Genomic DNA, 23,161 nt, shown 5'->3' with positions numbered 1-23,161 from the left:
GGAACACCCAGTGGCCAGAATCATCCTGCTGATTGCGCTCGGCATCTTTGCCTGGATTGCGTGGCAGAAATTTACCGCCAGCCCCCCGCGCCAACGCCGCAAATTGTTACTGCAGTGGACGCTGCTGGCCGTGGCAATGGTGGCGGTATTACTGGCTGTCACGGGCCGCCTGCACTGGGTCGGTGCCGCCGTGGCGCTGGTACTGCCGGTACTGGGCCGCATCCTGGGCTGGCTGGGCCGGCACCTGCCCTGGCTGGCTCCACTGATTGCCCGCCACGCGCAGGCGCGGCAACAGGAGTCAGGACAGGATACACAGGGGCAATCCACGCAGGGCACGGGCGAGAGCCCACTTACCGTGGCAGAGGCACGCCGGATTCTCGATGTACCCGAGGGTGCGACCCGGGAAGAAATACTCGCCGCCCATCGCCGCCTGATCCAGAGGATGCACCCGGACCGGGGCGGCAACGACTACCTGGCTTCCCGCATCAATGCCGCCAAGGAATTACTCCTGAAGCAGCTCTAGCCAATTAATGACCTGGCCAGCTTTCCAACAGGCCGCCCCCGCTGCAAGCCCTACCAGCCCGCCCTGAAAATCACCCTGCCCCGCATCAGAGGGGCCTCCGGCACAGCAGGTGCACATAACGCGCCAGCTGCCGGTAGGGATCCCGCCGTGAAAACTCCAGCTCCTTTCCCACTACTGCACTGGCAGGCAGCTTGTCGCGGATCGAGGGCGTCATAAAATCGTTGAAACAGCGAATACCGCTGTGTGCCGTTACCGTCAGTCCTGCCTGCAGCACCCAGTCCTGCACCCATTCCGGGCACAGCGGGTTATCCGGGGTCAGGCTGCCAGGGTGGCCGCCCCAGTAGCCACTGTCGATATTGCGATCCAGCTGGCGGAAACTGCCCCGCTGCAGCAGGCGAAACTCCAGCGCGCGCCGGTTGTAGAACGTCAGGGACAAATGCCCCCCCGGGCGCAGCATCTGCACGAGCTGCTGTACGGCCTCATGTGGCTTCTCCAGCCACTCCAGCACCGCATGACACAGTACCAGGTCGTTGCCCTGGTGCTTTTCCTCCCGCCCCAGCGCCTGCAGGGGCCCCTGCACGAACGCAACCCGCTCCTGCAGGTGGCGCTCGGCCGCCAGCTCCCGCGCCTGCGCCAGCATCCTGGCGGAGATATCGGCGATAGTGACCTGGTGACCCGCCTCCGCCAGGTCGAGCGCGAACTGTCCCTGGCCGCCACCGGCATCCAGCACCCGCAGCCTGGCGCCGGTGTCCAGCACCGGCTGCAAGTCCCGGTTCAGTACCGCCAGCCGGATATCGCCCTTGAGCCCGCCGTAGATACGCTTGCGGAAACGCTCTGCCAGGTCATCGAAGTTCCTGTCCGCCATTGCGCTTCAGTCACCCCGGCCCGTTTCGGCGGGCAAGAAGCGCCGCCGGTTCTCTGTGATCTTGCCGGCAACGGCCGCTTCCAGGTCGACCCCCATCACCGACGACAGCTTGAGCAGGTACATCTGGATATCCGCCAGCTCCGATGCCATGGCCGCCCTTGCTTCGCTTTCCGGCTCCGCCAGCAGCTGCTCGATATCGCCATCGGTGCGCCACTGCAGGTGGCGGCCGAGCTCGGCCACCTCCACCGCAAGCGCCATGGCCAGGTTCTTGGGGGAATGCAGTGACTGCCAGTCGCGCGCCCGCGCAATGGCATCGAATTCCCGCAGGATTTGCCCGGTATCCATAGTCACTCCCCCTCTCTAGCTTTCCCCGGCACGCTCGAGGACCTTGCCCTCGGCCGCCAGGATTGCCCGCAGGGTGCGCGAGCGGAATTCCCGCAGGAACAATACCAGCGCCACCACCAGGTAGCCGGCAACAAACAGCAACGGGTGAACAAACCAGCCCATTACCGCCATCGCGAAATAGTATGAGCGCAGTCCGTAGTTGTAGCTGTGACCCGCCTGGTCGATCACCTTGGCGGTGCTGATGGCGAAGCGGCGCCGCTCCTCGTCGGACGTATCATCCGCGTCGGGCAGCGGGGCCGCACCGATGAGGACGTTGGCGAAGGAATACTGCCGCAGCGACCAGGTGAAGTTGAAGAAGGCGAAGATAAAAATCAGGATCAGCAGCAGGATCTTGAGTTCGAACTGCTGCACCGTGGTCTCTTCGGCAAACGGCAGGGTACTCAGGACCTTGATCGCCGCCTGATTGGCACTCAGCGCGGTCACCAGGCCCGCCAGGATCAGGATGCTGGTAGAGGCGAAGAAGCCGATCACCCGCTCCAGGTTGCCGATGATCGCCGCATCCGGCATACGCATGTCGCGATCGAGCATCCGCAGCATCCACTCCACCCGGTACCACTGCATGGATGAAGCGAGGCACCACGACACCTTCGCTTTCTTGCGGGCGAACAGCGTATACCCGCCCCAGGTAACAAGAAATCCAGCCACGCTGGCAATGTCCAACCAGGTCAACATCTGTCTCCGTATTCGTCTACATTTATCCTGCCGGAATCCCGGCTATAGTGCCGGGACGCCAGAGCCTGGAACAGCTGTCCGCAGTCTTTGGCCTGCTGGCACCCTTGTCAACACTGTTTTTCCCGGACGGCGAGGCGGTAGAATAACGGCCAAATCCTGCCGGGCCCGCCCGGAGCAGCCGGCATCACCGGCCCGCAAGCTAACTCATGGAGCTGTCTTTTGAGTAATTCACATCCCGCTTTCGAACAGGTCACCAGCGCTGAGATTGAGTCCCTCGGCGTCAGGGTGGAGGAATACCGCCACAAGGTGACAGGCGCGCAGCACCTGCATATCGCTGCGGACAACCCGGAGAACGTCTTCCTGGTGGCCCTGCGCACCGTGCCCCAGGATTCTACCGGGGTGGCCCACATCCTCGAGCATACGGCGCTCTGTGGCAGTGACAAGTACCCGGTACGCGACCCGTTTTTCATGATGATACGGCGTTCCCTCAACACCTTTATGAACGCCTTCACCAGTTCCGACTGGACTGCCTACCCGTTCGCCAGCCAGAACCGCAAGGACTTCAACAACCTGCTCGATGTCTACCTGGACGCAGTTTTCTTCGCCAAGCTGGACCCGCTGGATTTCGCCCAGGAGGGGCACCGGCTGGAATTCAGTGAGGCGGGTAACGCCGACAGCGAGCTGGTGTACAAGGGCGTGGTGTACAACGAGATGAAAGGTGCCATGAGCTCTGTCACCTCCCAGCTATGGCAGTCGCTCAGTCGCTACCTGTTCCCCACCACCACCTACCACTGGAATTCCGGCGGGGAGCCCGCAGACATTCCCAAGCTCACCTATGAACAACTGCAGTCGTTTTACCGCACCCATTACCACCCCAGCAATGCCACCTTTATGACATTCGGGGACATCCCCGCCGCCGAGCACCAGGCAGCCTTTGAGGAAAAGGCCCTGGGCAGGTTTGAGAAACTGGACAAGGTCATCGAGGTCGGCCGCGAAGACCGCTACCTGGCGCCGGTGTCGGTCGAGGAGTTCTACCCCCTCAGCGAAACCGAGAGCGAAGAAGGCGACAGCGGGAACGTAGGCAGCAAGACCCATATCGTGCTGGCCTGGCTGCTGGGCGATGTCACCGATCTCGAGTCCGTGCTGACCGCCCACCTGCTGGCAGGCGTCCTGCTGGACAACAGTGCCTCGCCACTGATGAAGCTGCTGGAAACCACCGACCTGGGTACCTCGCCCTCCCCGCTCCTGGGCCTCGACGATACCCAGCGGGAGATGGCATTTGTCTGCGGCATTGAGGGCAGCGAGCGCGACCGTGCCGATGAACTGGAGCAGCAGGTCATGGATGTGCTGCGGGACGTGGCCGAAAACGGTATCCCCTACGAGCAACTTGCCGCCAGCCTGCACCAGCTGGAGCTGCAGCAACGGGAGATCGGCGGCGATGGTTTCCCCTACGGCCTGCAATTGATCATGACCGCCCTCACCGGCGCCACCCACCGCGGCGATGCCATTGGCCTTTTGAATATCGACGCCACCCTGGAAAAGCTGCGCGAACAGATCAAGGACCCCCGCTTCATCGCCGATGTGGCCCGCGAACTGCTGGTGGACAACCAGCACCGGGTCCGCCTGGTGCTGCGCCCCGACACCGAGCTGGCCGGGCGCCGCGACCAGGCCGAGAAAGCGCGCCTGGCGGAAATTCGCGCGGCCCTGAGCGAGGGCGAGAAACAGCAGATTATCCAGACCGCCAGCGCCCTGCAGGAGCGACAGGAACGCGAGGACGACGCCTCAATCCTGCCGCGGGTCGGGGTGGAGGACATTCCGCCGGAGATGCCCCGGGTCGAGGGCGAGGAAGTGGAAGTCGGGCGGCAGAAACTGACCCGCTATAGCGCCGGCACCAACGGCCTGGTTTACCAGCAGGTGGTCTGCGCCCTGCCGGAATTCACCGAAGAGGAAAAGCAGCTCCTGCCCTACTACTGCCAGGTGCTGAGTGAAGTCGGCCTGGGCGATAAGGACTACCTGGAAGTCCAGCAGTGGCAGGCCCGCGTCTGCGGTGCGCTGCACAGCTTTACCAGCAGCCGCACCGCCATCGACGACCTGCAGCAACTGCGCGGGCATTTCGTCCTGTCCGGCAAGGCACTGGCGCCAAACCAGGAAGCGCTCACGGAACTGATGGACGCCACCCTGGAGCAGGTGCGGTTCGACGAACTGCCGCGTATCCGCGAGCTGATGTTGCAGACGCTGGCGCGTCGGGAACAGGGCGTGGTGGGCAACGGCCATGCACTGGCAATGGCCGCCGCCAGTGCCGGTTTCAACCGTGCCGCCTTTGAGAGCCACGCTACCGGGGGACTACTGGGCCTGCGCCACCTTAAGGGCCTGGTGCGCAGCTTCGATGACAGTGGACTGGACGTCCTCCAGGAGAAACTGCAGGCGATCCATCGCAAGATCCTGTCAGCAGAGCGACAGTTCCTGCTGGTGGGGGAAGAGGAAAAACTGCCGGAGTTTACCCGCGCCATGGCCAGCCTGGGCAACGAAGCCAGCGGTGCCGGCGCGACCGAGAACGGCTCATTCAACCCCCACCAGGTGGGGGAGCTGTGGCTGGCTAACAGCCAGGTCAACTTCTGCTCCAAAGCCTATGCGACCGTCCCCATGAGCCACCCCGACTCTGCCCCGCTGGCAGTGCTGGGCGGCTTCCTGCGCAATGGCTTCCTGCACCGCACCATCCGCGAACAGGGTGGTGCGTACGGCGGCGGTGCCGGCCATGACAACAACCTGGGGGTCTTCCGCTTCTTCTCCTATCGCGACCCGCGCATGGCGGAGACCCTGCAGGATTTCGATGCCTCCCTGGAGTGGCTCGCCAATGGGCAGCACCAGGATTCGCAGGTGGAAGAGGCCATCCTCGGGGTGGTCGGCGGGCTGGATAAGCCCGGTTCTCCTTCCGGCGAGGCCAAGAAGGCGTTCCACTCCGCGCTCTACGGCCGTACCCACGAGGTAAGGGAAGAGTTCCGCCGCCGTGTTACCGAGGTAAAACTCGGCGACCTGCAACGCGTGGCAGCCACTTACCTGAGCCCGGAAAAGGCCGGTACTGCGGTAGTCACGGGCAACCAGGGGCGCGAGGCGGGACTGGCTCTCGGGCTGGAGGAAGAAAAGCTCTAAGCGGAAATGGGCACACTGGCCGCTGGGTGCAGTGCACCGACGGCCACCAGCCTATTCCACGCAATCGCTTTGCAGAAATTCATGAGCAAGAAAGACAGCATTTACGCCAATCCCCTGGGCGACGTGGCGGGCTTCCGCTTCGACCAGTCCGTGGTGGATGTTTTCCCGGACATGATCCAGCGTTCAGTGCCGGGCTATACCACCATCGTCGCCATGATCGGCACCCTGGCCGAGCGCTATGCCCAGTCGGGTAGCCGTTGCTATGACCTCGGCAGCTCCCTTTGCGCTGCCACGCTGGCCATGCGCCACCGCATCCCGGCAGCGGACTGCGAGATCGTAGCGATCGATAATTCACCCGCGATGGTTGAGAGGGCCCGCACTGTCCTGGCGGCAGACAGCGGCCAACTCCCGGTCCAGCTAATCTGTGATGACCTGCAAAATGTAGCCATCGAAAACGCTTCCGTGGTGGTTCTCAACTTCACCCTGCAATTCATTCCCGTTGCCGAGCGGGAAAGTATCCTGCGGAGAATATTCGAGGGGCTGAGACCGGGCGGAGTCCTGATCCTGTCGGAAAAAGTCGCCTTCGAGGATCGCGACCACCAGGAGCTGATGATCGACCTGCACCACTCGTTCAAGCGCGCCAATGGCTACAGCGAACTCGAAGTGGCACAGAAGCGCTCCGCCCTGGAGAACGTCCTCATCCCGGAGACCCTGGCAGCACATCGGGACCGCCTCAAGGGAGTCGGGTTCGGCAGTGTCGACGTATGGTTCCAGTGCTTTAATTTTGCCTCGATGATCGCCATCAAGGCACCGCACTGAGGTCGGGAACAAGCAATGATCGACTACACCCAGCTCTATCAAGGCCTCCAGCATACCCCTGCCCTGCGCGGCTGGCTGGCCACGCTGCCCCAGCAGGTAGCTGCCGGTCTGAGCGAGCATCGCTGGGGCGACCTGCCCGACTGGCGCGCGGCATTGAGCAACCTGCCCGCAATCACCTGCGACTCCACCGAGTTTGTCGATGGCGTAGTGATCGGCCAGGCCGGTGACGCCACACCGGGACAACTGGAAAGCCTGGAGCGCGAGCTGCGCCGCCTGCACCCCTGGCGCAAGGGGCCCTGGGAAATATTTGGCCTGCATATCGATACTGAGTGGCGCTCGGACTGGAAGTGGGAGCGTGTCCTGCCGCACCTGGAGTCGATGGAGAATCGTCTGGTACTGGACGTCGGCTGCGGGAATGGCTACCACTGCTGGCGCCAGTATGGCGCGGGTGCGCGCCGCGTGATCGGCATTGACCCTTCGGCCAAGTTCGTCGCCCAGTTTTATGCGCTTAAAAAGTACATGGGAGACGAACTGCCGGTGGATGTCCTGCCCATCGGCATCGAGTCAGTCCCGCCGCAATTGCGCGCCTTTGATACCACTTTCTCCATGGGGGTGCTGTACCACCGCCGCTCACCCATGGCCCACCTGCGCGAATTGCGCGAAACCCTGCGGCCCGGTGGCCAGCTGGTGCTGGAAACCCTGGTGATCGACGGGGAGCTGGGCCAGTGCCTGGTGCCCGAGGGGCGCTATGCCAAAATGCGCAATGTCTGGTTCCTGCCCAGCTGTGCGACCCTGGAAAGCTGGCTGCGCAAAAGTGGATTTACCAATCCGCGCACGGTGGATGTTGCCCCCACCAGCCTGGGTGAGCAGCGCCGGACCGACTGGATGCATTTTGAGTCCCTGGCCGACTTCCTCGACCCGGAATTCCCGGACCGCACCATCGAGGGTCACCCCGCGCCCAAAAGGGCCATCCTGGTCGCAAATTCACCGTAGCTTGTGCCACAAAGACGCAATTTAGGCACTTAAACTCGGTCAAAGACTGTAGTGGAAGGATATTCTGTGGAATGCCGCCGTGTGCCTTGAATGTCTGCCACGTTGCGGCAAAGTGGCCACACCACAATTTTCGGACCAGTCAGTCCAGGAGCGCCAGCGTCAATGAGTATCAGCGTTTTCGAACTGTTCAAGATCGGTATCGGCCCCTCCAGTTCGCATACCGTGGGGCCCATGGTCGCCGCACGGCAGTTTGTATCGGATCTCGGGCAGCGCGGTGAACTCAGGCAGACCGACCGCGTCCAGGTGCACCTCTACGGCTCCCTGGCCCTGACCGGCATCGGCCACGGCACCGATATGGCGGTACTGATGGGGCTACTGGGGGAATCCCCCGACACCATCGACGTCGACAGCATCGACAGCAAGCTGGCGCGCATCGAGCGCGGTGAGCAACTGTGCCTGCATGGGGACCACGACATTCGCTTCGTTCGCGAACATGACCTGGTTTTCCATGAGGACGAATTCCTGCCACAGCATGCCAACGGCATGACCTGCCAGGCCTATGCCGACGGCGAGCTGCTGTTCGAGCGCAGTTATTTCTCCATCGGCGGCGGCTTCGTACTCTCCGAAGAGGACTTTGCCCACAAGGACCAGATCGCCACCCTGCTCCCCTATGATTTCAGCAATGCCGCCGAGCTGATGACAATCTGCGAAAAACACGGCTGGACCATTGCCGAACTGGCAATGGAAAACGAAAAGGCCTTCCGCCCGGAGCAAGCGGTGAAAGATGGCCTGTGGGAAATCTGGCAGGTGATGGACGCCTCTATCCAGCGCGGCTGTCACCAGTATGGCCTGCTACCGGGTGGGCTGAAGGTCCGTCGCCGGGCCGCGGAAATGTACCAGGAATTGAGCAAGCAGAGCCGTGAGGAGCGTGAGGATGGCCTGGCTATCCTGGACTGGGTCAGCCTCTATGCGCTGGCGGTAAACGAGGAAAATGCAGCCCGGGGCCGTATCGTGACCTCTCCCACCAATGGTGCAGCCGGGGTAATCCCCGCAGCCATCGCCTACTACGTAAATTTTGTGCACAAGCCGGAAAAACACGGTGACCTGAAAGACCAGGTGGTGAAATTCCTGCTCACTGCCGGCGCCATCGGCATGCTGTTCAAAAAGAATGCATCGATCTCCGCAGCGGAAGTTGGCTGCCAGGGCGAAATCGGGGTGGCCTGCTCCATGGCTTCCGCCGGACTCGCGGCGGTCCAGGGCGGCAGCAACCAGCAGATCGAAAACGCGGCCGAAATCGGCATGGAACACAACCTGGGCCTTACCTGTGACCCCATCGGCGGACTGGTGCAGGTTCCCTGTATCGAGCGCAACACCATGGGGGCAGTCAAGGCCATCAATGCCGCCCGGCTGTCGCTGCGCGGTGATGGCGCCCACATCGTACCCCTGGACAGCGTGATCGAAACAATGCGCCAGACCGGTATCGACATGCAGAGCAAATACAAGGAAACATCCCAGGGCGGCCTGGCTGTGAATGCCGTCAACTGCTGAAGATCGAGCCCGCCATCCCCGTGCCCGCGCGTCAGCCGGGCACTCCGTGCCTGGTATAAAGGTCAAAACGCCCGGACTTCCCTTCCAGCGACAATGACGGCTTTCGCCCTGCCAGCCAGGGCGCCAGACGCGGACGCTTGACCACGGTGCGGTAGTAGCAGGCGGCGAGGGCCGGCTCGAGCAACGCATCCGCATCCAGGTCCTCGCCAACCAGCTGGTGGAAAGCGGCCATTTCCTTTTTCACTTTCGCACTCTTGCCGCGTGCCGGGAACATCGGGTCCAGGTATACCACCGGGATCGACTCGGCCGGCTGCGCCTGCAGCCAGCTCACCGAATCCTCGACAGCATCGGACAGCTGTAGGCGGGCCGCAACTCCCGCAAGTTCAGGATCCAGCTCGGCAGCCGCGCGCAGGCGCGACAGGCCATCGGCGAGCAGCGCCCGGACAATAGGATTACGCTCCAGCAGCACTACCTCACTACCCAGTGATGCCAGTACAAACGCATCGCGCCCCAGGCCACCGGTAGCGTCCACCACCCGCGGCCTGAACCCCGCACGGATACCCACGGCCTTGGCAATCTGCTGGCCCTTGCCCCCGCCGTATTTACGTCGATGGGCCGCGGCACCGCTGACAAAGTCCACCGTTACGGGACCGGGCGCCTTGCGACCGGTAGCGCACAGCTGCAACATCTCGCCACGCCGCAAAACATAGGGGTATTGTGAAATTTGGGTGGGGTCGATTTCCTGCAGCAGTTCGAGGCCAAGCTGCACCGCCAGTTCACGTGCAGCCGGCAGCCACTCTGGTGCTGCGGCGATCACTGCCAGGGTATGGGTCACGCGGGTTCCGATCCAGTTACTGCAGAAACGCGGATACTAACCGGGCTCGGCCAGCCATTCCAGTGCGCGCTGCCGTTCTTCGCCGGGAAACGGACGCACATCCGCACTGACAAAATGGTCCACCAGCCGCGGCATATACCCGAGCAGGGGCTGATCGGAAACCACCGCAATCTTGTGCACATTGCGGTGATGATCGCGTACAAACGTGAAGTGCGAAACAAGCCCGGAGAAGTCCTCCCAGCCCGGGAAGCTGGCGGCATTGATGAGGACCCCGGCGAGGCTGCCATGCTCCTCGATTACCGGATCAACCTGCTGTGCCAACGCCTCAAAGTCTTCCCTCTGCAGCGGTGCCCTGGGCACAACCTCCAGCACGGAGTGATTGCGATGCCAGTGATGCTCGATCATAGCCAACACATAAAATCGGCGCCGCGGGAAAGCGGCGCCGATTGCCGGTAACCGGGGATACTGTTACTGATTCTGAGGTTCATCAGTGCTCTTGGTTTCCTTATCCTCGTCGCCGCTAATCCTGTCCATTGTGTCCTCGGCCGCTTTCTTGGTGGCCTCGCCGGCATCTTCAATCGCCTCGCCGGCCTTTTCAGCCGCACCCTCAATCACTTCACCGGTTTCCTCGGCCGCCTCCTTGGTGGCTTTCATTGCCTCCTCCGCCTCTCTCTCGAGGGCACTCTCCTCGCCCGGCGGCACGGTATCGGGCTCATCACTTTCCCGCGGAGTATCAGTATCGGGGGTGCCGGTATCGGGCGCGGTGTCCGGTGATTCCATGGTACCCATGCCGTCCGGCGGAGTCTGGGACTCATCGGGGGTCGTGGTGTCCGGCGTACCCTGGTCCATGGTCTCGCTGTCAGGCGTCTCGAGCGAATCGTAAGCATCGCCGGCCGTATCATCGCCGCCCCGCGACATGAAGTACCCGATAATCAGCAGCAGAATAATCAGCGGAAGCAGTAACTTTTTCATAAACCCACCTTTGAGCCCTGGCTGTAACACGAATTCAAGACATCGCCGCGGAAAGCCCGGGGCCCGCTCCGGGACGGCCGCAATCAAGGTCGGTTCCCGAAGGGCCGGGAAAATGTTTTCCCGCTGCCTGTCCATGACGCCGGGCGAGGTATCGCCTGTTGACTCAACTTGGAAGATGTTGGCGCCAATATTGATAAGAATAACTCGCCAATCGGGTTATTCAAGGAACATTGTTCCTATACCTCAGGCAGTCTTGCTGTAGCCGGCGCTGTGGTAATAACGAATAGTTTTAAAAAGATGTCGATCAGGCGACCCTGACGGGGATTAACGGCGAGACACCCGGGGCATCAAGCGACATCCGCGACAAACCAGGGAACGCCGGCAGCGGATATCACTCGCTGTTCGCAGTGTGGTGGCGGGCAGTACCCCAGACAAGCCTGGAGCCCAACCAGAGCGCCCCTACCCCTGCAGCCCGGACTCCTTCATGCGTGCCAACAGGGGCGCCGCCTCGGACTCCGGCACAGCAGCCTCGCAGCTGTGCAACTGCAACCTGCCGTAAATATCGGGGCTGGCAAAAATCAGGTAGCGTGCACCTTTCTGGAGTTTTTTCTCACACGCATCCAGCCCGCGCCGGAAAGCCACCAGCCGGTTGGACTCGCCTTTCCAGACCTGCTCTGATACGGCCGAGTAAACGTAGCCCTTGATCGCCACCATGCCGGGCTCCGACAGGGCCTGGTCCACGTCGCGGTGAATCCCGGCAATTTTCACCTCTGCGACAAATGCCGCCTCCTGATAGCGTGTGGCGATGGCATTGCCGACACTCCCCACAGTTGTTACCGCAGAGCCACTATCGGTTAGGGTGGATTCCTGATCTGGCCCGGAGGAAACTCCAGACGCCTCGCCGGGGTTGCTGGCTGCACTCGAGGGACCGGCGAGCGGCAGCATGGCGAGCAGTGCAGCTGAACATATTGACCGGCAAAAGGATCTGGGTATTCGGCAGGTAAGGCCCTGCAGGGTTTTATCGCAAGTAATATCCTGGCCCAGCAAGAAGTTCTTCACCGTTCTCACTCCCTTGTGTCTGGTATCCCTTTTATCTCACTACCCTGTTCGGGGCTGTCAGGCCTCTGTCGGTCTCAGCTACCCGGCGCTTGCCGCCAACATTACGACAGGAAGTTTCCAATACTCCTGTGTACTTTACTCCTGTGTACTTTCACCGATGGCAGAAATGGTGCCGGACATTCCCCCGAGGCAGGGAAAGTGACGACATCCAGTATGTGCCGTGCACAAAAAAGGGCACCGAAGTGCCCTCTTTTGTCTCACATTATTTGATCGGCAGCAACTCGAGCTCGACGCGGCGGTTCGCCTGCTTACCGGACGCGGTGTCATTTGCGGCAATGGGGTAACGCTCACCGTAACCCACAGCCTGGACACGACCGCTGGCAATTCCGCCATTGGTAAAGAAACTGGCGACAGAGTTGGCGCGACGCTCACTCAGGGTCTGGTTGTAGACGTCAGAACCGGTGCTGTCAGTGTGCCCGCTGACACGGATGGCAGTCTTGTCGAACTCCTTGAGAACGAGTACTACGGAATCCAGGGTGTCATAGAAGTCACGGCGGATATCAGCACGATCAGTGGCGAAAGTGATATTGCCCGGCATAATCAGGCGAATATTGTCACCTTCACGCTGGACACGCACACCGGTGCCTTCCAGGCGCTCACGCAGTGCCATTTCCTGGCGATCCATGTAGTAGCCCACGCCACCACCGATTGCGGCACCACCCAGGGCACCAGTGATCGCACCTTTCTTGCGGTCATCCTTGCTGGCAGTCGCGGCGCCGATGATAGCCCCCGCCACGGCACCGGCACCGGCACCTTTCGCGGCGTTGCTGGTTTTGCTCTCGCCGGTGTACGGATCCAGCGTGGTACAGCCAACCAGTGAGCCCAGTGCGAGAATTGCGACCCATTTTTTCATGTAAGGTTCTCCTAACGCTTTTAGTGAACGGGAATTACGTCGCGGCGTGGCAGAGGCGCCCGCCGCATTAGTGGAAATGTTGCCGCGGAACAGCTGACTCGCAGCTGAACCGCCCCCCTTCCTCAGGTTGCGAAGACTAGGCGGAATTTGCGCCGAGGTCCATAAAGCAATGCGCATTTATGGACAACAGAAGTCGGTATTTTCTGCATGCACGTTGAAATCCACATGACCGGGCAGCAAATGCTGCACTGCCACAACCCGGGTATCGCCGGCATATCTTCCACAACTTCTGTGGATAACTCTGTTAATGAATGGGTAAAAGGCTACGCCAAGCGGCGACTTCACTTGCTCCCAGCGTTTTGCGCACTTTTTAATCTTCGGATTTTATCCTTAAAAAACAATATGTTACGACTACATCAAAAGTTATCGTACCAACTAGGGAAGGTTGACCAAGCATTCACAAGGGCCCCTTCGCCATGTGGAAAAAGTTTTGTCAACACTTGACGAGGGCAAACCCGGAATTTTTTTGCAAAATAATCGTCATCGAGGACTTCACCAGTCGAACATGGCGCAGAACCAAGACGATCGTGTTATACAAGCATGAAGAAGCGGTAACTATGTCCCTGGCGGCAATAGTTCCAGGCTGTTTTCCGAGCCCGCTGCACGGCAACCAGCCCAGATGAAGATCGATCATATTTTGACCGGCAAGCTACACCCAAAATCCCGGATCCACTGGCAGGCAGGTCTACAGGTCCCCGCTTTCAGTTCCGGGCGGGCATGAACGAGCCATTAGTAATGCGGGGGCTTCTCGTTGGCATCCGCGCCACCGCGCCCACCACCGTGCAACTCATCGCTAAGGTCCCGGTAACGCTCTCCCATTTCCCGCAGCCGTGCCACCAGGGTCCTGATATTTGCATCCTGTTCGGCAATCACATCATTCAGCTGCACCAGGGTATCCTCCTGGAAAGCCAGGCGAGTCTCGAGCTCCTCGACACGGCTGCGCAGGTCTGCCAGTTCTTCACTCATCGGGCCACCCGGTGTTGTTTCACAGAAAGGTATACAGAAGGTCAACCAGCGCCACAGCGCGCCGGTCCATAAACAGGCTTTGCCCCAGTCGCGAGGTCACGTAACCGACCCCGATGCCGGTTTCGGGATCGGCAAAGCCAACGCTGCCACCAGCTCCCGGGTGGCCGAAACCGCGCTCACTGCCAAACCGCAGGTCAGCCGCAGAGCCACTCCGAATGTAACCGCAACCGAAGCTGATCTCCGCCTGCAACACCGTATCCCGCTCGCAGCTCTGCTGTCGAACCGCCTCTGAGAGCACTTCCCGGGGCAGCATCGCCGGCTCCTCTCCCGCCAGGTCACCGTAAATGGTTGCCAGGTCGAGCGCACTGAAGTGCCCGTTTGCAGCCGGAATCAGCGCCCCGCGCCACTGCTCGCTGTTGCTGCTCATCATCAGGCTCATAGGGTTTGTGAAGGCCCTGGCAACCGGCCCTTCACGATCCGATTTCATTGCCCGGCCCACTGCGTTCTCCCGCAGCTCCGGCAGGGGCTGCTTCAACGGAACGACGTCCGCCAGCCGGTCGGAAAGATGGTTCACACCGCCAAAGCCACCGTGCAACTCCAGCGGCTCGGCCAGGGACTGGCGGTACAGCGTCCGCAGGGACTCACCGCAGGCACGCTCCAGCAAACCGCCCAGGGCCCAGCCATACAGGAACGGGGAATAACCCTGGCGACTACCGGGCGACCACCAGGGTTCGGTCGAAGCCACCGCAGCACAGGAACGCTCCCAGTCATAGATGACCGCGTCCTCCATCCGCTCCCGGAAAGCCACCACACCGGAACGGTGGCACAGCAGCTGGCGCGGCGTCACCGCCTGCTTGCCCGCGGCCGCGAACTCCGGCCAATAGTCTGCAACCGGGCGATCCAGCTCAATGCGGCCCGCCGCCACCTGCTGCAGGGTCAGCAGTGCAAGCACGCCCTTGGAGCAGGAGAATACATTGGCCAGTGTATCCTCTGTATAGGGCACCTCTCCGGCCCGGTCGGCGAACCCGGCCCATAGGGACACAATTGTCTCGCCGTCCTGGCGGACCGCAAAGGCCGCTCCCGTATCACCATGGTGGCGAAAGTTGTCGGCAAAGCAGTCGTACAGTGCTTCGAACCCGGGGGCGCAGTGTCCGTAAATCTCCATCGATACCTGTCCAGCAACAAAAACGAGGCGCAAGGGTAGTTTCTTCCCCTTCCCCGCGCAAATGGTTAGCATTGCCAGCTATTGTAATGACGGCTTCCAGGGGGACCCATGCCAGCAGAAACCGCAATCCAGGACCAGATCCCGCATAACCACTGCTTCGGTTGCGGCCCCGAGAACAGCGCGGGCCTGCAGATCAAAAGCTACTGGACCGGGCCCGACAGCAGTCACTGCGAGTTCATACCGGCAACCCACCACTGTGCCGGGCCCACCCACTACCTCAATGGCGGCATCATTGCCACGGTAATCGACTGCCACACCATCTGTACTGCGATTGCCGACGGATACCGCCAGGCCGGCCGTGAGGTGGGGACAGGGGATAAAATCTGGTATGCGACCGGTAAACTGGATGTGCAGTACAAGGCCCCGGCCGCAATCGACAAGCCGGTGGTACTCGATGCAAAGATTACCGAACGGTCAGAGCGCAAGACGGTCCTGGCCTGCACCCTATCCAGCGATGGCCGGGTCTGTGCCACTGCTGACGTGGTAGCGGTCAGGGTGCCCGACAACTGGTAACGCACCAGGTGATGGCGGTAGCGGACAGGCCCAGCCTACCCGCTGTCGTCCCCACCAGATTCGGGTTTGCCGGTCTGCCGCCGGCTCTCCTCCTCGGCATAGGACCGCACCTTCCTGTGAGCCTTTCTTTCAGCTTTCTTTTCCGCTTTCCGCTCTTGCTTCTTCTCCGCTTCGCGCTCCACGTCCTCCAGCTTGTAACCGCAATGCTTACAGTATTCCGCATCGCGGTCGTGACCTGCCCGGCTACAATTGTCGCAGCGAATCGACAGGCGTTCCCGCCCCAGCTCAGAGGCCAGCTCCGCGGTCACAATGCCAGTGGGCACCGCGATAATGGAGTAACCGATCAGCATGGTCAGTGATGCAATCCCCTGGCCCAGTGGCGACTGCGGTGTGATATCGCCAAAACCTACTGTGGTCAGGGTGACAATGGTCCAGTAAATACTCTTGGGAATGCTGGTAAACCCGTGTGCAGGTCCCTCAACCACAAACATCAGCGAGCCGAAAATAATGCATACCACCAGCACACCGGCATAAAACACCAGGATCCTGCGTCGCGCCTGCCACAGGGAGCGCAGCAGCAGGTTGGCATCGCGCAGGTAGCGCACCAGCTTGAGAATCCGGAAAATCCTCAGTACACGCAGCAGGCGGATAACCAGCAGGTAACTTGCCCCGGTAAAGAGTAGTGCGAGATAACTGGGCAGGATCGCCAGCAGGTCGACAACCCCGTAGAAACTGAAAATATAACTGCGCCGGTCGACCGCACAGTAAATCCGCGCCAGGTACTCGACCGTGAACAGCGCGGTAAAAACCCACTCGAGGATAAAGAACAACTCGCCATAGCGGCCGGCGATACTCTCCACCGATACCAGCAGCACCAGCAACACGCTGATCAGGATGGCCCAGATCAGGAAGACGTCGAACCCTTTCCCCAGTGGCGTGTCAGTGCCGAAGATGACTTCGTTGAGCCACTTTCTCTTTCCGGTTAATGCCATATCCCCTCCACAATAGCCATGACTATAGCGCCACAGCCGTCCCCCTGCCAGAGTGCAGGGGGACCAGACAATGTCTTCAGATGGCACCGGCGGACCTTTGCCTGTAATCTTGCCGCCGGGGAGCCTCGGCATGAAGTACAACTGGCCGGGACCGCCAATTCAGCGGCCCCGGGCCGGTACCGGGCTTCCCGCAGTTGGAGAACGAGCGGAAGGCAGCGATTATGGCTAAAGATACCCGCCGGGTATATTCCACCGATGTAGGGCGGATCAAAGAACAACCGGAACAGCAACGGCGCCATGAGGGCGACGGAGTAGTGCGCATCCAGCGGGAGACCAAGGGGCGCAAGGGAAAGGGGGTGACCTGCGTGCGCGGCGTACCGGGCACCGACAGTGAGCTCAAGTTACTGCTGGCCGAGCTGAAGAAGCGCTGTGGTTGCGGCGGCGCCCTCAAAGACGGGGTCATCGAGATCCAGGGCGACAAGCGCGCAGAAATCAAGGCGCTGCTGGAGGCGCGCGATTTCAAGGTCAAGCTCGCCGGAGGCTGAAACCGGCGCGCAACTGCGCCGGCAAAGGGTAGCCCTGCCTAGCTCAGCTCCCCCACCAGCCGCAACGGCTTCACCTGCAGGGCTTTTTCCAACTCGAGACACTGCCTGAGCAGCCGCGCGATGTGCCGGTGGTAATGCTCGTTGACCGTGGCACTGACGGTTTTGCAACGGAGCTCCATTTCCTGCAGGGCGTCAACCAGCGCCTGGCGCTCCCCGGGCAACTCCTCCATACCGACACGTCCCGCACCCGCCAGCCGCTGCTCCAGCGCTGCGCCCAGGCCAAGGCTGGTGAGCGTCTCGCTGTTTTCCACCCGGTGCTGGACGATCTGCAGGCCGCGCCGGGCCAGGCCATGGAATTTCTGCAGGGTCTCGCGCTGGCCCGAGTCCAGTGACAGCCGGTCAATCCCGAGGCCCAGAATCCGCGCCAGTTCATCGAGCCGGTCCAGGTGAGGTGCCAGGCCGCCGAATGCCTCAAGTTCGCGCCGGGCAGAATCCGCCCAGCTGCGGTCATCGCTTTTCATGGACCCAATCGCGCGCTTCAGGCGCAATGCGAATACTCCCTGGATCTGCAGGTACTGCAGCTGCGCGCCATCGCGCTGCTGCCGGAACTCCCTCAGGGTCGCCTCTGCCGCAGCTGCGCCCGACCCCTCGAGATAGAAGTCAGAAGGCTGTATTTTTACGGAATGCCGCAATAACTCGATACCCAGTTCCGCCGCGGGTGTGCGCACGGCCAGCTCATCGAGGCGACCTGTAAGCTCGCGCAATTCCACCAACCTGGTGCGCAGCCAGTCGATACACTCCTGCAGCCCCATGGCCGCCAGGCTCTCCTCAGTCGGCGGCTCCAGGAGCAGGAAGCGGCGAGGCGGGATACGATTGAAATATTCACCGATAACCCGGAGGGCCTGCTCGGCGTCCTCACTGGAAGTGAGCAGCTGCTGGTTGTCGACTGGCCGCGTGTCCGGAGCGGCAATATCGGCACTGACATCCACTGCCAGGCCAGGCAGGTCGTCGATCAGGCGCTGCACGGAGAACTCTGTGCGGATCGCCGCAGGCAGGCCCAGCTCCTCGGCCGCCGCTATCCGGTCGTTATCCGCCGGTGCGGCGGTATCCCAGCAATCAGATCGCTGGCCCATCGCCAGCTCCAGGTTGGAAAGGGTCTCCCGGTCCAGGTTTCGCATGTTCCACTGAATAGCGCGCGGGTAGTTCTCCAGGCGCTGGCCCGCGATGGAGGCCTCGCGGTTGACCTCGGCCACCACCAGGTCCGCATGCACCATGTGATGCCACTTTTCCGCAAATGGCGCCATCGCGTCACTGCCGATCAGGCAGGCGGCACAGCGGTCACCCTCCCGCTCCAGCATACGCGCGGCAGGCCCCGCCACTACCTGGTGGAATGCCTCGAGCCGGTCCAGGATCGGGATCACACCGCGACCGCACAGGGTCAGCAAGTGGTGCAATGGTCGCATTGCCGCGCCCGTATTACCGGCCGGCGCGATAACGCTGCGGTCATTTTCCATCGCCCATTGCATCCACTGCAGGCGCCGCGGTGTTTCCAGGGCCAACCATGCGACTGTCGCCCGCAGGCGACCACGGTAAATTCCACGCTGTCGCGCCACCAGCGCCAGCAGCTCATTACCGGTCAGGCAATAGGCCGTGCCCAGACCCACCTGGAGCGGCAGGTTCTGCCTGAAGGCCTCCGACAGCTTCGTTGCCTCTACCCGAATATCACTGCCCGCGGTAACTGTCACCGCAGGTGTGCGGGGCAGGCCTGTCTTTTCAGCCAGCACATCCAGCAACAGGTAGAGCCCGCGGGCGTCACTGCGCTTGAGCGGACGCGCCTCTGGCAACAGGTCCCGCGCAAGCCGCGGCGCACCAAAAAATGGCCATGCCAGTAGCGCGGCCACCAACCCACTCAAAAGAAGTGACAGGAGCAGGCCGGCGACCGATCCCGGGCCCGCCTCACCGGCCACCAGCGCCAGGCCGAACTCCCACAGGGCGCTGCCGGCACTGTAAATGCAAATCGCCAGCAATAGAGAGAACGCCGCTGGAACGAGTACGGCTCCGGGCAAACCAGCCAATAGAGCACTCCGGGATGAAAGGGGATCAGCAATAGTGGCATCGCTGCCATCGAACAACGATTCAAGTTGCCGCTGCGCCCTGGAACCGCGCGCTCCCTGCGTCCCCTTCACCGGCTGCTTCTCACTACGCCCTGCCGGGGTGGCATGGGCCGGTGGAGGGGCGACTGCAGCATCCCCCGGCGATGACTTCACCACCGGCTCTTCCGGGCGGCGTCTCTTTCGCGCGTGCTCCAGCCGGGCTATGAGTGCCCGGTTGTCGTATTGGCCCGCTGGGAAAACCTCGACCCGAAGCCCGATACGCTGCAGGCGTGAACGGTATTCAAGTACTTGCTGGGAAGAGAGGCGGTCCCTGATCACCCACCCCTTCAACAGCAGCTTGCGCGCCTTTGCCTCGGGGATGGAAAAGGCCTTTGCGGCCGCCTGCAAGACTTCTCCCGGGGGCTTACCACGCAGGGTTTTCCCGGCAGATACAACTTGAAATAGCTCGGCAGACATCGCGCGCTCCGGTGACACTTGTTCCTGTTATTTTCCCGGGGTGTCGGGCAGTGTGCACGAAGACTAATTTATTATTATTGGCCAGGGTGGGCACTGGTTCTCACAGCCCCTGGCCCATAAGGGTCATTCCGGGAAAAAAGCGTGGTCGCACACACACCGAGTGATAACCGCGTCTCAGCAGCAAGCATGCATACTGCTCAGGCAGCGCCCTGGCGGGCGAACAGGGAGAGGACCTGCCCGGCCAGCTCATCCAGCGACAAGCCCTGCCTTTTCGGCCGGTACCAGTTGTAACTGTGGGACAGTGCGCCCTGCAGCAGTCGCCGGGCCAGCGCCGGATCATCCATCCGGCCGGCATCTGCCAGCACCTCCCGCCACAGCTGCTCATAGCCCTCCCGCAGGCGCAGGACCTGCTTCTGGCTCTCCGGGCTCAGGCTCCGCCATTCCGATACCAGGATGGTAAAGCCGGGCACGGCCCTGCCGTGGATGGCTTCCAGCTCGCAGAGTATGCAGGCCCTCAGCCTGCCCCGAGGTGAGCGCTCCCGGGTAACCGCCTGCTCCATGCGCGCCCGCGCGAAGGTCGTGACTTCCCGCATCACCTGGCAGAGTATGGCCTCCTTGCTGCGGAAATGGTGGAAAATACTGCCGGACAGTATCCCCACTTCAGCGGCAATATCCCGCACTGTGGTGCGCGCAAAACCTTTTTCCACAAACAGCCGAGCCGCCGCGTTGAGCAGTCGCCCCCGCGGCGAATCCGGGTCAGTCAGCTCCCCGCCCGCCACCAGCGCCTGCACCAGTTCCGCGGATCCAGCCCCCGACTTCGCATCACTCTTCGCCACCGCATTACTGCCCGACACAGACTCACCCCCGAATCAAAACTATTGATAACCAAGCGCTTGCTTGGTAGCGTTGACCATCATGCTCAATGTGCCCGTCCCGTGCAAGATGCTGCCAGCAAAATTCGCGCAACTGCCGGGTCCCGGGTAACCGCACAAACAATAACAACCCCAGGGTCACACGGTAGACAGGAGAGCTCCATGCCCTACCAGAGCCAATTGCGACCGGGCAGCTTTGCCGACCAGGTCCATATTGTCACCGGCGGCGGCAGTGGTATCGGTCGCTGCATAGCTCATGAACTGGCCAGCCTCGGTGCCCACGTGGTGCTGGTCGGCCGCACTGAAGAGAAGTTACAACGCGTAAGCGGTGAGATAAGGGAGGATGGCGGCGACAGCAGCTACCACTGCCTCGATATCCGCGACGAGGACGGTGTGCGCGCGACCGTGGGCACCATCCTCAGGGACCACCACCGTATCCATGGCCTGGTCAACAATGCCGGCGGCCAGTTTCCCTCGCAGCTCGAGCAGATTTCAGCCCGGGGGTTCGAGGCAGTGGTTCGCAGCAACCTGCTGGGTGGCTTCCTGATGGCGCGGGAGGTTTACACCCAGTCGATGAAGGGCGACGGTGGCGCCATTGTCAATATCACCGCCGACAATGCGGGCGGCATGCCCCTCATGGGGCACTCCGGTGCTGCCCGCGCCGGTATGGACAACCTGACGGAAACCGCCGCGGTGGAATGGGCAGCCAGCGGCGTGCGCGTGAACGCGGTCGCCCCCGGTTACGTTCTCTCCAGCGGTTTCGATACCTATGACCCGGATTTCCTGCGCCAGCTGCTTCCTGGGTTTCGCGACAGCATTCCCCTTTACCGGCTGGGTGAGGAGGCCGAGATCAGCGCGGCGGTATGCTTCCTGCTATCCGAAGCCGCCAGCTACATTACCGGACAGACCCTGCGCATCGATGGTGGCTCCAGTCTCAAGCACCACTCCCCGTTGTGGCAACCGGCCCCGGCCAGGAACCGCAAGCGCTTCGAGGGATTCCATCGCAGCGTAAAACCGGCTGTGGTCACCGAACTCGAGGCGGAGGGCAAACTCTGATGCAGCCAATCGAGTCACAGGTGGAAACAGGGTCGGCGGAGTTCGCCGAAAACCGCGAAGCCATGCTCCAGGCCATCGCGCGCTTCCGCGAGGCCGAACAACGCCCGGTGGCAGTGGCGGCGGACAAAGGCGATCGCTATCGCCAGCGCGGCTGGCTCCTGCCCCGGGAAAGGCTCAACCGCCTGTTGGATCCCGGCGCCCCATTTATTGAACTCTGTTCCCTGGCGGGCTACCGGCTCTACGACGATAACGACGGCAGCGGTGCCGGTGGCGGCGCCATCTGCGGCATCGGCAGGATCAGCGGCCGACGCTGCATGGTGCGCGTCGACAATTATGCGGTAAAGGGGGGCACCATCTCGCCGGCGGGAATGGACAAGGCACTGCGCATGCAGCAGATCGCACGGGAAAACCACTTGCCTGTGGTTACCCTGGCCCAGAGTGGCGGCGCCAACCTGATGTTCGCCAACGAGACGTTTGCGCCCGGCGGTCGCGGGTTTGCCAACCAGGCCCGCATGTCCGCTGCCGGCATCCCCCAGGTCACCGTGGTGCATGGGGGGGCCACAGCCGGTGGGGCCTACCAACCGGGCCTGTCCGACTATGTGGTAATGGTCCGGGGACAGACCGGAATGTACCTGGCAGGCCCCCCACTCCTGAAAGCCGCCACCGGTGAAATCGCCGACGAGGAAACCCTGGGCGGTGCCGAAATGCACTGCCGGCAATCCGGCAGCGGCGACTACCTGGCCGAAGACGATGCCGATGGTATCCGCATGGCCCGCGAGATAATCGCCGCCCTGCCCGCTGGAACACCAGCAACGGCTACGGAAGACTGGCGCCCTCCCCGTTACCCCGAGGAAGAGCTACTGGGGCTGATTCCTGCCGACAGCAGGCGCCCCTATGATGTGCGCGAAGTGCTGGCGCGCCTGGTCGACGACTCCGCCATCCTCGATTTCAAGCCGGCGTTTGACCGGCAGACGGTGTGCTGCCATGCCCGGATCGAGGGCCGCGTGATCGGGATAATTGGCAACAATGGCCCTATCACTCCCCCCGGGGCGAACAAGGCGGCGCAGTTCATCCAGCTGTGCGAGCAGGGCAACACTCCCCTGCTCTTCCTGCACAATACCACCGGCTTTATGGTCGGCACGGAAGTCGAGCGCAACGGCATCATCAAGCACGGCTCCAAGATGATCCAGGCGGTGGCCAATGCCAGTGTGCCCAAGATCAGCATCGTGATCGGTGGCTCTTACGGCGCCGGCAATTACGCCATGTGCGGCCGCGGGTTCGACCCGCGCTTCATTTTTGCCTGGCCAAACTCGCGCACCGCGGTGATGGGTGCAGCGCAGGCGGGCAAGGTGCTGCGGATAGTGACCGAGCAGAAAATGCAGCGTGCCGGCGCTGTCGACGAGGCATCACTGGACAAACTGGAGCAGGACACCGCCGCCTTCATGGAGGCCGGCTCGGACGCCCTCTCCTGCAGTGCGCGGCTGTGGGACGACGGTATCATCGATCCGCGCGATACCCGCAGGCTGCTGGGTATGCTGCTGGAAATATGCCGGGAAGCAGAACTGGCGCCGCAGCGGAAAAATACTTTCGGTGTGGCGAGGTTCTAGC

The 23,161-nt window shown here is 62.0% G+C and carries 22 protein-coding genes; 9 read left to right on the top strand and 13 right to left on the bottom strand.

Annotated elements, in window-relative coordinates; all coding sequences use genetic code 11:
* Positions 1-10 precede the first annotated feature (10 nt).
* On the top strand, positions 11-523 hold the full coding sequence (locus LVD10_RS00600; protein ID WP_232942223.1) for a J domain-containing protein: 513 nt from the start codon (positions 11-13) through the stop codon (positions 521-523).
* Between the two features lie 85 nt (positions 524-608).
* On the opposite strand, the gene LVD10_RS00595 is transcribed toward LVD10_RS00600, so the two are convergent.
* From LVD10_RS00595 to LVD10_RS00585, 3 genes are read right to left on the bottom strand one after another with little or no spacing between them, the layout of a single operon-like run.
* A complete protein-coding gene (locus LVD10_RS00595) occupies positions 609-1,388 on the bottom strand; it encodes a methyltransferase domain-containing protein (protein WP_232942221.1) in 780 nt (259 codons plus the stop codon).
* Positions 1,389-1,394: 6 nt separating this feature from the next.
* A complete protein-coding gene (locus LVD10_RS00590) occupies positions 1,395-1,733 on the bottom strand; it encodes a nucleotide pyrophosphohydrolase (RefSeq protein WP_232942219.1) in 339 nt (112 codons plus the stop codon).
* A 15-nt stretch (positions 1,734-1,748) separates the two neighbouring features.
* Positions 1,749-2,465 carry a DUF599 domain-containing protein gene (locus LVD10_RS00585; protein WP_237061361.1) on the bottom strand — a complete coding sequence of 239 codons (717 nt, stop codon included), beginning with the start codon at positions 2,463-2,465 and terminating at the stop codon, positions 1,749-1,751.
* A 219-nt stretch (positions 2,466-2,684) separates the two neighbouring features.
* On the opposite strand from LVD10_RS00585, the gene LVD10_RS00580 reads away from it, so the two are divergent.
* The 4 genes from LVD10_RS00580 (at position 2,685) to LVD10_RS00565 (ending at position 8,975) form a co-directional block, all read left to right on the top strand.
* Positions 2,685-5,615, top strand: coding sequence for an insulinase family protein (locus LVD10_RS00580; protein ID WP_237061359.1), 2,931 nt, complete (start codon positions 2,685-2,687; stop codon positions 5,613-5,615).
* Positions 5,616-5,696: 81 nt separating this feature from the next.
* On the top strand, positions 5,697-6,434 hold the full coding sequence (gene cmoA / locus LVD10_RS00575; RefSeq protein WP_232942213.1) for a carboxy-S-adenosyl-L-methionine synthase CmoA: 738 nt from the start codon (positions 5,697-5,699) through the stop codon (positions 6,432-6,434).
* A gap of 15 nt (positions 6,435-6,449) precedes the next feature.
* Positions 6,450-7,427, top strand: coding sequence for a tRNA 5-methoxyuridine(34)/uridine 5-oxyacetic acid(34) synthase CmoB (gene cmoB, locus LVD10_RS00570; protein ID WP_237061348.1), 978 nt, complete (start codon positions 6,450-6,452; stop codon positions 7,425-7,427).
* A 162-nt stretch (positions 7,428-7,589) separates the two neighbouring features.
* Positions 7,590-8,975: an L-serine ammonia-lyase gene (locus LVD10_RS00565; RefSeq protein ID WP_232942209.1), complete on the top strand. Its 1,386-nt coding sequence runs from the start codon at positions 7,590-7,592 to the stop codon at positions 8,973-8,975.
* Positions 8,976-9,006: 31 nt separating this feature from the next.
* Here the strand turns inward: LVD10_RS00565 and LVD10_RS00560 are convergent, their stop codons facing one another.
* The 7 genes from LVD10_RS00560 to LVD10_RS00530 all read right to left on the bottom strand — a co-directional run bounded on the left by LVD10_RS00560 (position 9,007) and on the right by LVD10_RS00530 (position 14,978).
* The gene (locus tag LVD10_RS00560) at positions 9,007-9,810 is read right to left on the bottom strand and encodes a class I SAM-dependent methyltransferase (RefSeq protein WP_237061339.1); all 804 of its coding nucleotides are present in this window, start codon (positions 9,808-9,810) and stop codon (positions 9,007-9,009) included.
* A gap of 36 nt (positions 9,811-9,846) precedes the next feature.
* Positions 9,847-10,215: a SpoIIAA family protein gene (locus tag LVD10_RS00555; protein ID WP_237061337.1), complete on the bottom strand. Its 369-nt coding sequence runs from the start codon at positions 10,213-10,215 to the stop codon at positions 9,847-9,849.
* Positions 10,216-10,278: 63 nt separating this feature from the next.
* The gene (locus tag LVD10_RS00550; protein WP_232942203.1) at positions 10,279-10,782 is read right to left on the bottom strand and encodes a hypothetical protein; all 504 of its coding nucleotides are present in this window, start codon (positions 10,780-10,782) and stop codon (positions 10,279-10,281) included.
* A 459-nt stretch (positions 10,783-11,241) separates the two neighbouring features.
* The gene (locus LVD10_RS00545) at positions 11,242-11,610 is read right to left on the bottom strand and encodes a hypothetical protein (RefSeq protein WP_232942201.1); all 369 of its coding nucleotides are present in this window, start codon (positions 11,608-11,610) and stop codon (positions 11,242-11,244) included.
* Positions 11,611-12,103: 493 nt separating this feature from the next.
* Positions 12,104-12,754, bottom strand: coding sequence for a YiaD family glycine zipper/OmpA-like lipoprotein (locus LVD10_RS00540; protein WP_232942199.1), 651 nt, complete (start codon positions 12,752-12,754; stop codon positions 12,104-12,106).
* Between the two features lie 789 nt (positions 12,755-13,543).
* A complete protein-coding gene (locus LVD10_RS00535) occupies positions 13,544-13,780 on the bottom strand; it encodes a SlyX family protein (RefSeq protein WP_232942197.1) in 237 nt (78 codons plus the stop codon).
* 19 nt (positions 13,781-13,799) lie between these two features.
* Positions 13,800-14,978, bottom strand: coding sequence for a serine hydrolase domain-containing protein (locus LVD10_RS00530; protein ID WP_237061335.1), 1,179 nt, complete (start codon positions 14,976-14,978; stop codon positions 13,800-13,802).
* Between the two features lie 75 nt (positions 14,979-15,053).
* Here LVD10_RS00530 and LVD10_RS00525 point away from each other — a divergent pair, with 75 nt between their 5' ends.
* Entirely contained in the window at positions 15,054-15,518 is a 465-nt protein-coding gene (locus LVD10_RS00525) for a PaaI family thioesterase (RefSeq protein WP_237061333.1), read from the top strand.
* Between the two features lie 35 nt (positions 15,519-15,553).
* Here the strand turns inward: LVD10_RS00525 and LVD10_RS00520 are convergent, their stop codons facing one another.
* Positions 15,554-16,510, bottom strand: a complete 957-nt coding sequence (locus LVD10_RS00520) for an ion transporter (protein WP_334078925.1) — start codon at positions 16,508-16,510, stop codon at positions 15,554-15,556.
* Positions 16,511-16,731: 221 nt separating this feature from the next.
* On the opposite strand from LVD10_RS00520, the gene yciH reads away from it, so the two are divergent.
* Positions 16,732-17,055, top strand: a complete 324-nt coding sequence (gene yciH / locus LVD10_RS00515) for a stress response translation initiation inhibitor YciH (protein WP_255774483.1) — start codon at positions 16,732-16,734, stop codon at positions 17,053-17,055.
* Between the two features lie 38 nt (positions 17,056-17,093).
* Here yciH and LVD10_RS00510 read toward each other — a convergent pair whose 3' ends face one another.
* Together LVD10_RS00510 and LVD10_RS00505 are read right to left on the bottom strand one after the other, a co-directional pair.
* Positions 17,094-19,556, bottom strand: coding sequence for a hypothetical protein (locus LVD10_RS00510; RefSeq protein ID WP_237061331.1), 2,463 nt, complete (start codon positions 19,554-19,556; stop codon positions 17,094-17,096).
* 266 nt (positions 19,557-19,822) lie between these two features.
* Entirely contained in the window at positions 19,823-20,479 is a 657-nt protein-coding gene (locus tag LVD10_RS00505) for a TetR/AcrR family transcriptional regulator (protein WP_237061329.1), read from the bottom strand.
* 180 nt (positions 20,480-20,659) lie between these two features.
* Between LVD10_RS00505 and LVD10_RS00500 the strand changes: the two genes are divergently transcribed.
* Positions 20,660-21,553, top strand: coding sequence for an SDR family oxidoreductase (locus tag LVD10_RS00500; RefSeq protein WP_237061327.1), 894 nt, complete (start codon positions 20,660-20,662; stop codon positions 21,551-21,553).
* Entirely contained in the window at positions 21,553-23,160 is a 1,608-nt protein-coding gene (locus tag LVD10_RS00495; RefSeq protein ID WP_237061325.1) for an acyl-CoA carboxylase subunit beta, read from the top strand. Before LVD10_RS00500 ends, LVD10_RS00495 begins: the two co-directional genes overlap by 1 nt.
* Position 23,161: the final 1 nt, after the last annotated feature.

The organism is Microbulbifer zhoushanensis, assembly GCF_021729055.1.
Lineage (GTDB): Bacteria > Pseudomonadota > Gammaproteobacteria > Pseudomonadales > Cellvibrionaceae > Microbulbifer > Microbulbifer zhoushanensis.
Note: the sequence above shows the minus strand (reverse complement) of the source record. Positions and strands in the feature narration are given on the sequence as shown.

Bases quoted from the DNA above. Each gene is read 5' to 3' on its own strand.
- LVD10_RS00595 (WP_232942221.1), bottom strand. From the start codon at position 1,388: ATGGCGGACAGGAACTTCGATGACCTGGCAGAGCGTTTCCGCAAGCGT.
- LVD10_RS00590 (WP_232942219.1), bottom strand. From the start codon at position 1,733: ATGGATACCGGGCAAATCCTGCGGGAATTCGATGCCATTGCGCGGGCG.
- LVD10_RS00585 (WP_237061361.1), bottom strand. From the start codon at position 2,465: ATGTTGACCTGGTTGGACATTGCCAGCGTGGCTGGATTTCTTGTTACC.
- cmoA (WP_232942213.1), top strand. From the start codon at position 5,697: ATGAGCAAGAAAGACAGCATTTACGCCAATCCCCTGGGCGACGTGGCG.
- cmoB (WP_237061348.1), top strand. From the start codon at position 6,450: ATGATCGACTACACCCAGCTCTATCAAGGCCTCCAGCATACCCCTGCC.
- LVD10_RS00565 (WP_232942209.1), top strand. From the start codon at position 7,590: ATGAGTATCAGCGTTTTCGAACTGTTCAAGATCGGTATCGGCCCCTCC.
- LVD10_RS00555 (WP_237061337.1), bottom strand. From the start codon at position 10,215: ATGATCGAGCATCACTGGCATCGCAATCACTCCGTGCTGGAGGTTGTG.
- LVD10_RS00550 (WP_232942203.1), bottom strand. From the start codon at position 10,782: ATGAAAAAGTTACTGCTTCCGCTGATTATTCTGCTGCTGATTATCGGG.
- LVD10_RS00540 (WP_232942199.1), bottom strand. From the start codon at position 12,754: ATGAAAAAATGGGTCGCAATTCTCGCACTGGGCTCACTGGTTGGCTGT.
- LVD10_RS00535 (WP_232942197.1), bottom strand. From the start codon at position 13,780: ATGAGTGAAGAACTGGCAGACCTGCGCAGCCGTGTCGAGGAGCTCGAG.
- LVD10_RS00525 (WP_237061333.1), top strand. From the start codon at position 15,054: ATGCCAGCAGAAACCGCAATCCAGGACCAGATCCCGCATAACCACTGC.
- LVD10_RS00520 (WP_334078925.1), bottom strand. From the start codon at position 16,510: ATGGCATTAACCGGAAAGAGAAAGTGGCTCAACGAAGTCATCTTCGGC.
- yciH (WP_255774483.1), top strand. From the start codon at position 16,732: ATGGCTAAAGATACCCGCCGGGTATATTCCACCGATGTAGGGCGGATC.
- LVD10_RS00500 (WP_237061327.1), top strand. From the start codon at position 20,660: ATGCCCTACCAGAGCCAATTGCGACCGGGCAGCTTTGCCGACCAGGTC.
- LVD10_RS00495 (WP_237061325.1), top strand. From the start codon at position 21,553: ATGCAGCCAATCGAGTCACAGGTGGAAACAGGGTCGGCGGAGTTCGCC.